The following is a 14,889-nucleotide window of genomic DNA, read 5'->3' as shown; positions in this document are numbered from 1 at the left end:
AACAGGCGGTCTTGGAATTCTAGCGGCGAGAGGACAAGACATGCCGGGGGACAGCCCGCGCCATGCGGGAGAGGCCGTATCCGGCGGCCAGAACGATTCGCGTCCGGCGACGGCGCGCGAGAGGTTTTCCATGCGGCCCGCAGCGCGGACGGCGATCACCGCGCTTGCCTCCACGACGGCGCTCACGCTCGGCGGCCGCGCTCATGCGCAGGACATGGACCTGTTCGGCATCTCCGGAATCTCCGTCGGCACCTTCGAGGTGATCCAGTTCGCCGTCTTCGCCGGCGTCATGGGGTCGGCGCTGCTGTCGGCGATATGGCTGATCCGGGAACGCGCCCGTACGGCGTCGCAGAACGTCGCGTTGCGCGCCAAGGTGTCCGAGCTGAACAACGCGCTGTCCCGCACCGAGGCGCTGCTCAACCTGCGCGACCAGCGGCTCGTCATATGGCCGGCCGACCGCTCCAAACCCGATCTGGTCGGCGGACTGCCTTCCGAAACGGGGGCACCGGAAGACCGCAGTTCGTTCCTCGCCTTCGGGCGGTGGCTGTCGCCGCTCTCGGCGTCGGCCATTGAAAAGGCCATCGAGACGCTGCGGGAGAAAGGCACGCCCTTCGACCGGCTCGTCGAAAGCCAGAGCGGCGCGCCGCTCGAAGTGCGCGGGCGCAAGACGCCGACGCATGCCATCGTGCGTTTCATCTCGCTGTCGGAAGCCCAGCGCGCCGAAGCGCGCCTCAGGATCGAAAACCAGCAGCTCGCAGCCGATTATGACACGCTGCTCGGCATGATCGACGCGCTCAATATGCCGTTCTGGATCAGGAACCAGGACGGACGGCTGAAATGGGTCAACCGCGCCTATGCCGACGCGGCGGAAGCCGATGGCGCGGAAGGCGCGGTGCGCGACGGCAAGGAGCTTCTAGGCACGCAGGCGCGCGAGTCGATCGCGGACCAGCACCGGACCAGCAAGCTTTTCGAGCAGATCGTCTCGACGGTGGTGCGCGGCGATCGCAGGATGTTCAGCGTCACGGATTTCGCCGGCCCCAACGGTTCGGCAGGACTGGCGCAGGATATCAGCGGCGCGGAGGCGATCCGCGAGGACTACGCCCAGATCGTGCGCAACCACGCCAATACGCTCGACCAGCTGACGACGGCCGTCGCCCAGTTCGACGCCGACCAGAAGCTGCGCTTCTACAATGCCGCCTTCCAGAAGCTGTGGGAACTGGACGTTCCCTTCCTCAACAGCGCGCCCGACAATGCGCTGGTGCTCGACCGGCTGCGGGGCGACGGCAAGCTCGCCGAGCAACCCGAATGGCGGCGCTGGAAGGAGAATCTGCTCGCCGTCTATCGCGCCGTCGAGCCGGCAGAACATTGGTGGCACCTGCCGGACGGCCGCACCGTCCGCGTCGTCGCCAACCCGCAGCCCAAGGGCGGCGTGACCTGGGTGTTCGAGAACCTGACGGAAAAGATCGACCTCGAAAGCCGCTACAACGCCGCGATCCGCGTGCAGGGCGAGACACTCGACAATCTGGCCGAAGGCGTCGCCGTGTTCGGGCCGGACGGCCGCACGCGGCTCGCCAATCCGGCCTTCTCGAAACTGTGGGGGCTCGATCCCGAGACGATCAGCTCGCAGACGCACATATCGCAATTGCGCGACGCCTGCCGCGACATGGCCGCCGACAGCCCGTGGAACAGCTTCGTCGCCGCCGTGACCGGCTTCGACGACGAGCGCCGCGACTGTCAGGGGCAGACCGGGCTCCGCAACGGCACCGTGCTGCGCCATGGCCTGATCCATCTGCCGAACGGGCAGGTGATGCTGACCTTCATCGATGTGACCGACAGCGTCAATGTCGAGCGCGCGCTGCAGGACAAGAATGACGCCTTGCAAAAGGCCGACCAGCTCAAGGACGACTTCATCCAGCGGGTCTCCTACGAACTGCGCTCGCCGCTGACCAACATCATCGGCTTCACCGAACTTTTGGAGCTGGGCACCACCGGACCGCTCAATGAGCGGCAGAAGGAATATGTCGGACACATATTCTCCTCCTCCTCGGTGCTCTTGACGCTAGTCAACGACATACTCGACCTCGCCACGGTCGATGCCGGCATCATGCAGCTCGAAATGGGCGAGGTCCGCATTCCGCAGGTGATCGCGTCGGCCGCGGAGATGGTGTCCGACCGCTTCACCGAGCATCGCATCACGCTCGCGGTCGACATAGCCGACGCGCCGAAATCGATGCTGGGCGACGAGAATCGCGTTCGCCAGGTCCTGCTCAACCTCCTCAGCAACGCCGCCAACTACGCGCCGGAAGGCAGCACCGTGACGCTGACCTGCCGCGACGTCGCCGAGGGCGTCGAATTCGCGGTCAAGGACGACGGCCCCGGCATGGCGCCCGATCTGCTCGAGATCGCGTTCCGCCGCTTCGAATCCCACGCCAATGGCGGCCGCCGGCGCGGGGCCGGGCTCGGGCTCTCCATCGTCAAGAGCTTCGTCGAGCTGCATGGCGGCAATGTTCGCATTGAATCCGGCGACGACCACGGCACCACGGTCATCTGCTTCTTCCCGCGGCAGCCGCGCGCGATGCAGGATGCGGCCGAATAGATGACGGCGTTCCGGCGCGAGCGCTTCCTCGCCAGCGAGGCCGCGACGGCGCAGCTTGGCGAGGATCTGGCTCAGGCGCTGAAGGCGGGCGATGTCGTCGCGCTGCATGGCGATCTCGGCGCCGGCAAGACGACGCTGGCGCGTGCGCTGATCAGGGCCGTAGCAGACGATGCCGAACTCGACGTGCCGAGCCCGACCTTCACGCTGGTGCAGGCCTATGAGGGGCGGTTGCCGATCCATCATTTCGATCTCTATCGCACGGCGTCGCCTGACGAACTTCTGGAACTAGGCCTCGACGAGGCGCTGGAGACGGGCGCGGCGCTGATCGAATGGCCCGAACGGGCCGGCGACCTGCTGCCGGCGGAAACCATCCATGTGACGTTGGCGCATGAAGGCGAAGGCCGGCTGGCGACCATCACCGGCATCGGCAAGCCGTTCGAAAGAGTCGCGCGGGCGCTCGCCATGCGGGACTTTCTCGCGATGGCCGGATGGGGCGAGGCGTCGCGCCGTCATCTCACCGGCGATGCCTCGGCGCGCAGCTATGAAACGGTGTCCCTTGCGGGAGAAGAACCGCGCATCCTGATGAACTCGCCGCCGCTGGTGCTCGGGCCGGTCGTCAAGAACGGCAAGGCCTATGCCGAGATCGCGCACACGTCGCGGACGGTCGCGGCTTTCGTCGGCGTCGACCGCGCGCTTGCCGAGGCCGGCGTCAGCGTGCCGCGCATCCATGCGCAGGATCTCGATCATGGCTTCCTGCTGATCGAGAATCTCGGCTCCGAAGGCGTCATCGATACGGCGGGGCAGCCGATCGCGGAACGCTACATCGCGGCGGCCGAGTTGCTGGCCGACCTGCATGGCAAGCCGGTCAGGAGCCATCTGCCGGTCGCTGACGGCATTTTTCACGACGTGCCGCCCTTCGACCGCGAGGCGATGCTGATCGAGGTCGAACTGTTGCTGGACTGGTACGTCAAATGGCGCACGGGCAAGCCACCGGATGTGCCGCTTCGGACCGAATTCGCCGCCGTCTGGAACGCTCTGATCGACCGGCTGGAAACCGCCGAGCCCGGCCTTGTCCAGCGCGACTATCATTCGCCGAACCTGATCTGGCGCGCTGAGAGGAAAGGCCACGACCGGCTCGGCGTCATCGATTTCCAGGACGCGCTGATCGGTCCCGTCGCCTACGACGTCGCTTCGCTCGCCATGGACGCGCGCGTCACCGTGCCGGAGGAGCTGGAGCGCGCCGTGGCCGACGCTTATGTCGAACGTCGGAAGGCGTCCGGCGCTTTCGACGAAGCGGGATTCCGCGAGGCCTACGCCATCATGGCGGCACAGCGGAACACGAAAATCCTCGGCATTTTCGTGCGGCTGAAGGAGCGCGACGGCAAGCCGGCCTATCTGAAGCATCTGCCGCGCATTCGCGATTATCTGCGCCGCGCGCTCGAACATCCGGCGCTGGCGGAACTTGCCGGTCTCTATGCGCACCACGGATTTCTGGATGAGATTGCCGCATGACCGGCTGGAAACCCAAGACGGCGATGGTGCTCGCGGCGGGGCTCGGCAAGCGTATGCGGCCGATCACCGAGACGATGCCGAAGCCGCTTGTGCCGGTCGCCGGCAAGACGCTTTTGGACTGGGGGCTGGACATGCTGGCGGTCAGCGGCGTGGAGAAGGCAGTCGTCAACGTCCATTATCTCCCGGACCAGATCATTGCCCATGTCGCGGGCAGGAAGGTCCCGCATATCGTCGTTTCGGACGAGCGGGACGGCCTTCTCGATTCGGCGGGCGGCATCGTCAGGGCTCTGCCGAAACTCGGGCGCGAACCGTTCTACCTGCTCAACGCCGACACGTTCTGGATTGACAGGAGTGTTGCCAATCTCGATGCGCTCGCCCTTGAATGGGACCCGTCGCGGATGGATATTCTCCTAATGCTTTCCGACCTGAAATCCGCGACGGGACACAGCGGCGGCGCCGATTTCCTGATCGACGCCGATGGCCGCCTGTCGCGCGCCAGGGGCGATCCGTCCGGCATGATCTATGCGGGCGCGGCGATCCTCAGCGCCGATCTGTTCGCCGGCAAGGAAATCGCCGTTTCCTCGCTTAACCGCTATTTCGACGAGGCGATCGCCAAAGGCCGGCTGTTCGGTCACGTACTCGACGGGCACTGGATCACGGTCGGCACGCCCGACGCCATCGCGCCGGCCGAGGCAGTCGTCGCCCGCGCGCTCGCCGAACGAGCCGGCGGCGTGGCTCCCTCCGGGGCGTCATGAGCGCAGCCGCGCCGCGTCTTTTTACCATCGCGCCCGGCGCGCCTTTCCTGCCGAAGCTGGCGGAAGCGCTGGTGTCCGGCCGGCTGGTGCCGGGTTTCGACGGCGGCGACCCGTTGGCGCTGGCGGGCGCCACGATCTATCTGCCGACGCGGCGCGCCGCGCGCGAGTTGCGCAGCGTCTTTGTCGGGCTTTCCGGTGGAAACTCCGCCATTCTGCCGACAATCCGCGCGCTGGGCGAGTTCGACGAGGACGGTGCGATCTTCGACGGCGATTTCTCGGGCTCGCTCGATCTCGAACCGCCGATCGCGCCGCTCGACCGGCTGCTTCTGCTGGCCGATCTCGTGCGCGCGTGGAAGCGCCGCCTGCCGGCGCATGTCGCCGCGCTCTATGCCGAGGATGTCGTCGTGCCGGCTTCCTCCGCCGACGCCATCTGGCACGCCCGGGATCTTGCCGGGCTGATGGACGAGATCGAGACGGAAGGAGCGGACTGGACGAAGCTCGGCGACCTCGTCTCGGGGGAACTTGCAGGCTGGTGGCAGGTGACGCTGGATTTCCTCAACATCGTCACCGAGCAATGGCCGGCGATCCTCGCCTCGCGCCAAAGATCCAATCCGGCTGCGCATCGCAGCCGGCTGATCCGGTTGGAGGCGGAGCGGCTGAAGCGCAGTCCGCCGCCCGGCCCGGTGATCGCGGCGGGCTCGACCGGCTCGCTACCGGCGACCTGCGAGTTGCTCTCCGTCATCGCGCGGCTGGAACGCGGCGCGGTGGTGCTGCCCGGCCTCGATCTCGGCATAGACGCGGAATCGTGGGCCGCGATCAACGCGCAGAACCCCGAGCCCACCATCCTCGGCCATCCGCAATACGGTCTCGCCAAGCTGCTGCGCGCGCTCAAGGCGACGCGGGATGGCGTCGAAGAGGTCGGCGAACTGAAGCCGGCCATGTCTGCGCGCAGGGCCTGCGTCAGCGAGGCGCTGCGACCGGCTGAGACGACGGATACCTGGGCGACAGGGCGGGATTTGCGCGCCGAGGCGGTGTCGGCCGCCCTAGCCGAAGTCACGCTGATCGAGGCGGCGAACGAGCGCGACGAGGCGGCTTCCATCGCCATCGCGCTCAAGCAGGCCGCCGCGGACCCAGAAGCGAAGGTCGCGCTGGTGACGCCGGATCGCAATCTGGCGAGACGTGTGTCGTCCGAACTCCTGCGGTTCAATGTGGTGGCCGACGATTCCGGCGGCACGCCCTTGTCGCGAACCGCTCCGGCCGAATTGCTGACGCTGCTTCTGGCGGCAGTGTTCGAGCCGGGCGATCCCGTTTCCATCGTGGCGCTGCTGAAGCATCCGCTGCTCGCCCTTGGCATGGACCGTGGCGCGGTGCGCGCGGCGGCGGAAATGGTGGAACTTGTGGCGCTGCGCGGCGGCACCGGACGCCCGGATATTGCGGAACTGACGGCTTTGTTCGAGAAGCGTCTGCCTGAGGAAAGCCGTTCCGCCTTCTGGCGACGCCGCGTGACCGAGCGGCGGATCGAGGATGCGCGCGCCATGCTCGCCCGGCTTGGCGAGGTCATCGCGCCGCTCGCCGCCTTGCGCTCGGAACACGCTCTCACCGTTGCCGATCTTGCCCGCGCGACTGTCATCGCATTCGAGGCGCTGGGGCGTGGGGCGGATGGCGGGCTTGGTGAACTTTACCGGGGTGAGGCCGGCGAAAGGCTCGCGGATTTCCTGCGTTCGCTGATCGCATCGGATGGGCCCTTCGCGCTCGCCGGGACGGAATGGCCGGATGTCTTCAGGGCGCTGATCGCGCCGGAGGTGGTCAAGCCGCGTCCGGGCGCGGAAAGCCGCATCGCCATCTGGGGAGCGCTGGAAGCGCGATTGCAGTCCGTCGACCTGCTGGTGATCGGCGGCCTGAACGAAGGCAAGTGGCCGCGCAAGGCAGAGGCCGACCGCTTCATGTCCCGGCTGATGAAAACCGAGCTGACGCTGGAGCCGCCCGAGCGCCGCATCGGCCTCGCCGCGCATGACTTCGCCATGACGATGGGCGCGAGGCGCGTCGTGCTCAGCCGTTCGGCGCGCTCGGGCGACGCGCCAGCGGTCGCCTCGCGCTGGCTGCAAAGGCTGCTCACCTATGCCGGCGAGGAGCAGGCGAAGGCTCTCAAGGCGCGGGGCGACCGTCTGCTGCGCTGGGCACATCTGCTCGACACCGGCGACAAGCAGCCTTTCGCCGCGCGGCCCAATCCTGCGCCGCCGGTCGAGGCACGGCCGAAAAAATTCTCGGTGACGGAGATCGAGACGCTGCGCCGCGATCCCTATGCGGTCTATGCCCGCCGCATCCTCGATTTGCAGCCGCTCGACCCGCTGATCGCCGATCCCGGCGCGGCCGATCGCGGCACGCTGTTCCACGATATCCTGCACCGTTTCACCGAGACGATCGGCGATCCGGGGCGCGGCGACGCGCTCGATATCCTGATCGAAGCGGGGCGCGCGGCCTTCGACGAGCGCGACCTGCCGCCGGACATCAGGGCGATCTGGTGGCCGCGCTTCCTGCGCATGGCGCCAGAAATCCTCGACTGGGAGAGGAAGCGCGCGCCGAAGGTGAAGACCCGCCATGCCGAGGCGAGCGCCGCCGAAACGTCCGTCGGCCTGAGCGGCGCGACATTGCGCGGACGGGCCGACCGTATCGACCTGCTGCCCGCCGGCATGGCCGAGATCCTCGATTACAAGACCGGCTCGTCGCCCTCCAAGGCGCAAGCGCACACGCTGCTCGCACCTCAACTGGCGCTGGAAGGCGCGCTGCTGCAGCGCGGCGCGTTCGCCGATATCGGCAAGGCCGAACCGGCCGATCTGGCCTTCGTCCGGCTCAGGGGCAGCGGCGAGGTCGTGGAAGAATCCATCCTCGAATACAAGCGCCAGATCAAGCTCGCCGGCGATCTCGCCGAAGACGCATGGCGGCGACTGGAGCAGCTTCTGGTGCATTACGGCAAGCCGGAGACCGGCTATCTGTCGCGCGCCCTGCCCTTCCGCGCCGGCGACACCGATGGCGACTACGACCATCTCGCCCGTGTGCTGGAATGGTCGGCCGGCGGCGACGACGGCGCCGAGGGCGGCGACTGATGGCGAAGTCGTTCCCGCGCATCCCGGACGAGACCAAGGCCGATCAGGCACGCGCCGCCGATCCGGCGAGTTCGGTCTGGGTGTCGGCCAATGCCGGCTCGGGCAAGACGCATGTGCTGGCGCAGCGCGTGGTACGCCTCCTGCTGCGCGGGGCCGAGCCGTCAAAGATCCTCTGCCTCACCTATACTCGGGCGGCGGCGGCCAACATGTCGAACCGCGTGTTCAGGACGCTGTCGGAATGGACGGCGCTTTCCGACGAAAGGCTCGCCGGGGAAATAAGCCTGCTCGAAGGACAGGAACCGTCGCGCGCCAAGCTCGCCGACGCAAGGCGGCTTTTCGCGCGCGCGCTGGAGACGCCGGGCGGGCTGAAGATCCAGACCATCCACGCCTTCTGCGAATCCGTGCTGCACCAGTTCCCGCTCGAAGCGAACATCGCCGCCCATTTCGAATTGCTAGATTCCAAGATGGAAGCGCTGCTGGTCGAAAGCGTGCGCCGGGAGATGCTTACCGGCGCTGCGGCCGAGGACAATCCGGAACTCGCCCGCGCCTTCGACATGGTGCTGGCCTATGGCGGCGAGTTCGGGCTGGAGAAGCTGCTCGCCGAGATCGTCGCCAAGCGGGACGGCCTGCGCGCCTTTCTCGACGCGGTGAAGATCGACGGTCGATATCTCAAACTGTTCGCGGCCTTCGGTTTCTCGCCTGCGGATACGGTCGAGCGGATCGCGGCGGGGGTCTGGCCGCTGCCGGGTTTCGAGCCTTCCTATTTCCGCGATTTCGAGGCGGTGGCGCATGCGACCGACGCGAGGCGCGCGCTCGACAACATCCTGCCCGACGCCTCGGCCGCATTCGCCGAAAGCGAGCCGGTCCACCGGCTGGCGCTGCTGGGAAAGGCGTTCCTGACGGGCAAGGGCGAGCATTATGCGGCGAGCACGTTCAAGAAGGCGATGCTGCAACAGCTTCCCGATCTGCCGGAACGCTATGCGGCGGCGGCCGACGCCATCATTGCGGCGAGCGACAGGCTGGCGCGGTTCCGCATGCTCGAAGCGACGGTCGCCGCGCTCGATCTCGCCGACTGGCTGATCACGCGCTACGAGCGGGCCAAGAGCGCGCGGGGAATGCTCGACTTCAACGACCTGATCGTGCGGACATTGCGCCTTCTGGCGCGGCCGGACGCCGGCCCGTGGGTGCAATACAAGCTCGACAGGGGCATCGACCACATCCTTCTCGATGAGGCGCAGGACACCAGCCCCGACCAGTGGAACGTGGTGAAGAGCCTCGCCGAAGAATTCTTCGCCGGGCAGGGCGCGCGCGACGTGCACCGCACCGTCTTCGCCGTGGGCGACGAAAAGCAGTCGATCTACTCTTTTCAGGGCGCGCGGCCTGAATCCTTCGCCGAGACGAAGCATCATTTCGCCCGGCGCGTGCGCGACATCGACGGCGCGTTCGCGGATGTCCGCCTCAACTGGTCCTTTCGCTCGACGGCGGACGTGCTATCGGCCGTCGACACGGTATTCAGGCTCGACGAGGCGCGGCGCGGACTGTCGCGGGACGATGCGCCCGTCGCCCACAATGCGATCCGCGAGCTTGCCCCCGGCTATGTGGAGATATGGCCTTCGGTCGGAAATGCCCAGGTCGAGGAGCCGGATGACTGGACGGAATCGATCGACCACGCGAAGGCGCCCGCCGTGCTGGTGGCCGAGCGCATTGCCGACACGATCCGAGACTGGATTCGCGGCGGCGAGGTCATCGAGGGATCAGGCAAGCGCGTCGCGGCGGGCGACGTTCTGGTGCTGGTGCGCAAGCGCGACAGTTTCGTCCATGCGCTCTCCCGCAGCCTAAAGAACCGCGACATACCTGTGGCGGGCGCTGACCGGCTGCTGCTGCCCGGCCATATCGCCGTCAAGGACCTGATCGCGCTCGGCAGAATGCTGCTGCAGCCGGAGGACGATCTGTCGCTCGCCGCAGTGCTGCGCAGCCCGGTTTTCGGCCTGTCGGAGGAGGCGCTGTTTGGGCTCGCCCATGGTCGCGGCAGGAAATCGCTGGCCGCATCGCTCCGCGAGGGAGCCGAAGGCGACGAAGCGTTGCAGGCCATCGTCGCGCAGATCGCGCGCTGGTCCAACGAGGCCGCTTTCAGCACGCCCTTCGCCTTCTACTCCGCCGTGCTCGGGCGCGACGGCGTGCGCCGGAAAATGGTCGCGCGGCTCGGTCACGAGGCGGCAGAAATTCTCGACGAGTTCCTGAACTTCTGCCTCGCCGAGGAGATGACTGGCCTGCCGGGTCTGGAGGCGTTCCTGGCGACGCTGGAAGGCAGCGGGCTGGAGGTCAAGCGCGAGCAGGACCAGAGCCGCGACGAGGTGCGCATCATGACGGTGCACGCCTCGAAGGGTCTGGAAGCGCCGATCGTCTTCCTAGTCGACAGCGGCGGAGCGTCCTTCACCAACCAGCATATGCCCAGCCTGCTGCCGGTCTCGCTGCGTGAGGGGTCCGGCGTCACCAAAGGCTTCCTCTGGTATCCGGGCAGCGACGTCGCCAACACCACCGCGAAGGCGATACAGGACGAGGTTAAGGCGGCGGCCGACGACGAATATCGCCGCCTGCTCTATGTCGGCATGACGCGCGCCGAGGACCGGCTCATCGTCTGCGGCTATCATGGCGCGCGCGCGCCCGGCGACGGCACATGGCTCTCGCTCGTCTCGCGGGCGATCTGCGATCACGAGCACTGCCAGGAGTTCACGACCGGCCCTGAAAACAGTTCGGTCTGGCGCTATCGCGTGACGCCGCTGGAGAACGCGGCGGCCCTGCAACAGCCGAAAGATGTCGTGCCATCAGCCGAGGAGCCGTTGCCGGCGGAATTGTTCGATCCCATGAAGCGCGACGAACGCCTGCCGCGCCCGCTGACACCGTCCGGCGCATCGCTGCTGATCGACGAGGCCGTCGAGACCGGGCAGGAAGCCGCCGCGCGATCGCCGGTGCTCGATCCCGACACCGAGCCAAATCTCGCCATCGCGCGCGGACTGGCGACGCACACGCTGCTCCAGACGCTGTCGGACATGCCGCCCGACGAGCGCGAGGCAGCAGCGCGGCGCTATCTTGACCGCGCCGCGCGCGACTGGCCGGCAGGCATGGCGGAGAAGACGCTCGCCTCCGTCATGGAGATCATGGCCGCGCCCGGCTTCGCACCGCTTTTCGCGCCCGGTTCCCGCGCCGAGGTGGGCGTCATGGGAACGCTGACCGTGCGGGGACGCGAACGCGCCATCTCCGGCACGATCGACCGTCTGGCGGTGACGGCGGACACGGTGCGGATCGTCGACTACAAGACCAACCGCGTGCCGCCCCTTTCATTGGATGAGGTCCCGCGGGCGTATGTGCTGCAACTCGCGCTCTACCGCGCGCTGCTAAAACCGCTCTATCCGGGCAAGGAGGTTACGGCCGCGCTGCTCTTCACCGAAGCGCCGCGGCTGATCGCGCTGCCCGGCGAAGCGATGGACGCCGCGCTTGCCCGACTCAGCGGCGCATGACACAAGACCTGCTTGAATGGCAGGCGTGCCTGCACCACATATTGCGCTACCAATACCCGAAAGGATTTTCCCGAGATGGCTACCGTCAAGGTCGACAAGAGCAACTTCAAGAGCGACGTGCTCGATGCCAGGGAGCCGGTGGTCGTCGACTTCTGGGCCGAATGGTGCGGACCGTGCAAGATGATCGCCCCGGCGCTGGAGGATATTTCCGCTGAGCTGGGCGGCAAGGTGAAGATCGCCAAGCTGAACATCGACGAGAATCCCGAGCTTGCCGCGCAGTTCGGCGTGCGTTCGATTCCGACGCTGATGATCTTCAAGGGCGGCGAAGTGGCCGACATGAAGGTGGGCGCGGCGCCGAAGACGGCGCTGTCGCACTGGATCAGCGGCGCGGTGGCGTGATCCCGGCAAAATATCCCGAAAGACCCGGCCTCGCGCCGGGTTTTTTTGTTTGGGCCGAGCGCGGGCCGGATGTGGACCTTGCCGAAAGCGGAGGCATGACCGAATCTGGCATCCATCGGGACCGGAAAGGAGAATTACGATGTCCGGAACGGCGAAATCCACCGTTTGCATCGAGAACGAGCGCGTCGTCGTCACCGAATGGCGTTTCGCGCCCGGCGACAATACGGGCTGGCATCGGCACAGCCACGACTATGTCATCGTGCCGCTGATGGACGGCAAGCTAAAGCTGGTGACGAAGGAGGGCGAGAGCTTTGCCGACATGAAGGCCGGCGCGCCCTATTTCCGGCGGGAAGGCGTTGAGCACGACGTCATCAGCGCCAATGACGGCGAATACGCCTTCATCGAGATCGAGCTGAAATAGAAGCGCGCCGCGCGCGACGGTTTACTTTTGCCGCGGGAAAGGCTTAAGCCTCTGCGGTAGCGCGCCCGCGCCAGCTTCGGGAATCCCATGAACAAGCCGATCGAACCCAATTCATTCCGCACCGGACCAGACGAACAGGGCATGTTCGGCATGTTCGGCGGCCGCTTCGTCGCGGAGACGCTGATGCCGCTCATTCTCGATCTGGAAGAGCACTGGGATCACGCCAAGAACGATCCCGCGTTCAAGGCCGAGCTTTCCGCGCTCTCGACCTTCTATGCCGGACGTCCGTCAAAGCTCTACTTTGCCGAAGGCCTGACGAACCACCTCGGCGGCGCCAGGATCTATCTGAAGCGCGAGGATCTGAACCACACCGGCTCGCACAAGATCAACAACTGCCTCGGCCAGATCCTGCTCGCCAAGCGCATGGGCAAGAAGCGCATCATCGCCGAGACAGGGGCGGGCCAGCACGGCGTCGCCTCCGCCACCGTGTCGGCGCGCTTCGGCTATCCTTGCGTCGTCTATATGGGCGCCACCGACGTGGAACGGCAGAAGCCCAACGTCTTCCGCATGAAGCTGCTCGGCGCGGAGGTGCGGCCGGTGACCGCCGGCCACGGCACGCTGAAGGACGCGATGAACGAGGCGTTGCGCGACTGGGTGACCAACGTCGAGGACACCTATTATCTCATCGGAACGGCCGCCGGCCCGCACCCCTATCCGGAGATGGTGCGCGACTTCCAGTCGGCGATCGGCATCGAGGCCCGCGCCCAGATCCTCGAACAGGCAGGCCGCCTGCCCGATCTCGTCATCGCGGCGGTCGGCGGCGGCTCCAACGCCATCGGCATGTTCCACCCCTTCCTCGACGACCGCAGCGTCAGGATCGTCGGCATCGAGGCCGGTGGACGCGGGCTGGAAGGCGTCGAGCACTGCGCCTCGATGAATGCCGGCAAGCCCGGCGTGCTGCACGGCAACCGCACCTATCTGCTGCAGAACGATGACGGCCAGATCCTCGAGGGACATTCGATCTCGGCCGGTCTCGACTATCCGGGCGTCGGGCCCGAGCACTCGTGGCTGCGGGACTCCGGGCGGGTGGAGTATGTGCCCATCCTGGACGACGAGGCGCTGGACGCCTTCCAGGTGACGACGAAGGTCGAGGGCATCATCCCCGCGCTGGAATCCGCGCATGCCATCGCCCACGCCATCAAGGTCGCACCGTCCATGGGCAAGGACGAGATCATCATCGTCAACCTGTCCGGCCGCGGCGACAAGGACGTGCACACCGTCGCCAAGATGATGGGCATGGAGATCTGACCGTGTCGGTCACGATCTACCACAATCCGAAATGCGGCACCTCCCGCAACGTGCTGGCGATCATCCGCGCGACGGGGATCGAGCCAGCGATCGTGGACTATCTCAAGACGCCGCTGACGCGCGAGGAGCTCCATGATCTGTTCGCGAGGACCGGTGAGCCGGTGCGCGATCTGTTGCGCCGCAAGGACACGCCATACGATGCGCTGAACCTCGACGATCCGGCGCTTTCGGACGACGACCTCCTCGATGCGGTGGTCCGGAATCCGATCCTGATGAACCGACCGATCGTCTCGACCGGGCGCGGCACGGCTCTGTGCCGGCCCTCCGAAAAGGTTGCCGAACTGCTGCCGGCGGATGCGCTGCCGAGAACTTATGTCAAGGAAGATGGCGAGGTGATCAGCTTCGTCCGTCACGAGGACAATCAATGACCGATACCCGCATTGACCGCCGTTTCGAGAAGCTCGCCGCCGAGGGCCGGCCGGCGCTGGTCACCTATTTCATGGGCGGCGACCCGGACTACGCCACTTCGCTGAAGATCATGAAGGCGCTGCCGAAGGCAGGCGCCGACGTCATCGAGCTCGGCATGCCTTTCTCGGACCCGATGGCCGACGGCCCGGCGATCCAGGCGGCGGGGCTGCGTGCGCTGAAAGCCGGCCAGACGCTGGCGAAGACATTGCAGATGGCGGCGGAGTTCCGCACCGGCGACGACGAGACGCCGATCGTCATGATGGGCTACTACAACCCGATCTATATCTACGGCGTCGACCGCTTCCTGGCCGATGCCAAAGCCTCGGGCGTCGACGGGCTGATCGTGGTCGACCTGCCGCCGGAGATGGACGCCGAATTGTGCGTCCCGGCCGTGAAGGCAGGCCTCAACTTCATCCGGCTGGCAACGCCGACCACGGATGACAAGCGCCTGCCCAAGGTGCTCGAAAACACGTCAGGCTTCGTCTACTACGTGTCGATGACCGGCATCACCGGCTCGGCACTCGCCGATACGGCGAAGGTGGATACAGCTGTCCGGCGCATCAAACAGCATACGAAGCTGCCGATCTGCGTCGGTTTCGGCGTCAAGACGGCCGAGCAGGCGCGTGTCATCGGCGCGTCGGCGGACGGCGTGGTCGTCGGCACGGCCATCGTCAACGCGGTCGCCAACGTGCTTGGACCGAACGGAAAGACGACCGCCGATCCGGCCGAGGCCGTGGCGACGCTCGTCAACGGGCTGGCGCAGGGCGTGCGCGCGGCTCGCCTTCAAGCTGCCCAATAGCCGGCGCAT

General features: G+C 66.7%; 10 protein-coding genes. All 10 read left to right on the top strand.

Annotated elements, in window-relative coordinates:
• The first annotated feature begins 40 nt into the window (after positions 1–40).
• The 10 genes from M9955_09525 to trpA all read left to right on the top strand — a co-directional run bounded on the left by M9955_09525 (position 41) and on the right by trpA (position 14,880).
• Positions 41–2,596 (top strand): ATP-binding protein, encoded by a 2,556-nt coding sequence (locus M9955_09525; GenBank protein ID MCO5081880.1) that lies wholly within the window; start codon positions 41–43, stop codon positions 2,594–2,596.
• A complete protein-coding gene (tsaE, locus tag M9955_09520) occupies positions 2,597–4,108 on the top strand; it encodes a tRNA (adenosine(37)-N6)-threonylcarbamoyltransferase complex ATPase subunit type 1 TsaE (GenBank protein MCO5081879.1) in 1,512 nt (503 codons plus the stop codon).
• Entirely contained in the window at positions 4,105–4,863 is a 759-nt protein-coding gene (locus M9955_09515; protein ID MCO5081878.1) for a nucleotidyltransferase family protein, read from the top strand. The genes tsaE and M9955_09515 overlap by 4 nt, the downstream gene beginning before the upstream one ends.
• A complete protein-coding gene (gene addB, locus M9955_09510) occupies positions 4,860–7,967 on the top strand; it encodes a double-strand break repair protein AddB (protein MCO5081877.1) in 3,108 nt (1,035 codons plus the stop codon). The genes M9955_09515 and addB overlap by 4 nt, the downstream gene beginning before the upstream one ends.
• The gene (addA, locus tag M9955_09505; GenBank protein MCO5081876.1) at positions 7,967–11,485 is read left to right on the top strand and encodes a double-strand break repair helicase AddA; all 3,519 of its coding nucleotides are present in this window, start codon (positions 7,967–7,969) and stop codon (positions 11,483–11,485) included. Before addB ends, addA begins: the two co-directional genes overlap by 1 nt.
• A 75-nt stretch (positions 11,486–11,560) precedes the next feature.
• A complete protein-coding gene (gene trxA / locus M9955_09500; GenBank protein ID MCO5081875.1) occupies positions 11,561–11,884 on the top strand; it encodes a thioredoxin in 324 nt (107 codons plus the stop codon).
• 139 nt (positions 11,885–12,023) lie between these two features.
• A complete protein-coding gene (locus tag M9955_09495) occupies positions 12,024–12,305 on the top strand; it encodes a cupin domain-containing protein (GenBank protein ID MCO5081874.1) in 282 nt (93 codons plus the stop codon).
• Positions 12,306–12,392: 87 nt separating this feature from the next.
• Positions 12,393–13,613 carry a tryptophan synthase subunit beta gene (gene trpB / locus M9955_09490; protein ID MCO5081873.1) on the top strand — a complete coding sequence of 407 codons (1,221 nt, stop codon included), beginning with the start codon at positions 12,393–12,395 and terminating at the stop codon, positions 13,611–13,613.
• A 2-nt stretch (positions 13,614–13,615) separates the two neighbouring features.
• Complete coding sequence (arsC, locus tag M9955_09485) at positions 13,616–14,041, top strand: arsenate reductase (glutaredoxin) (GenBank protein MCO5081872.1); 426 nt, start codon at positions 13,616–13,618, stop codon at positions 14,039–14,041.
• Positions 14,038–14,880 (top strand): tryptophan synthase subunit alpha, encoded by an 843-nt coding sequence (gene trpA, locus M9955_09480; protein ID MCO5081871.1) that lies wholly within the window; start codon positions 14,038–14,040, stop codon positions 14,878–14,880. Before arsC ends, trpA begins: the two co-directional genes overlap by 4 nt.
• The last annotated feature ends 9 nt before the right edge of the window (positions 14,881–14,889 follow it).

The sequence above is a fragment of the Rhizobiaceae bacterium genome (assembly GCA_023953845.1).
Classification (GTDB): domain Bacteria; phylum Pseudomonadota; class Alphaproteobacteria; order Rhizobiales; family Rhizobiaceae; genus Arvimicrobium.
Note: the sequence above shows the minus strand (reverse complement) of the source record. Positions and strands in the feature narration are given on the sequence as shown.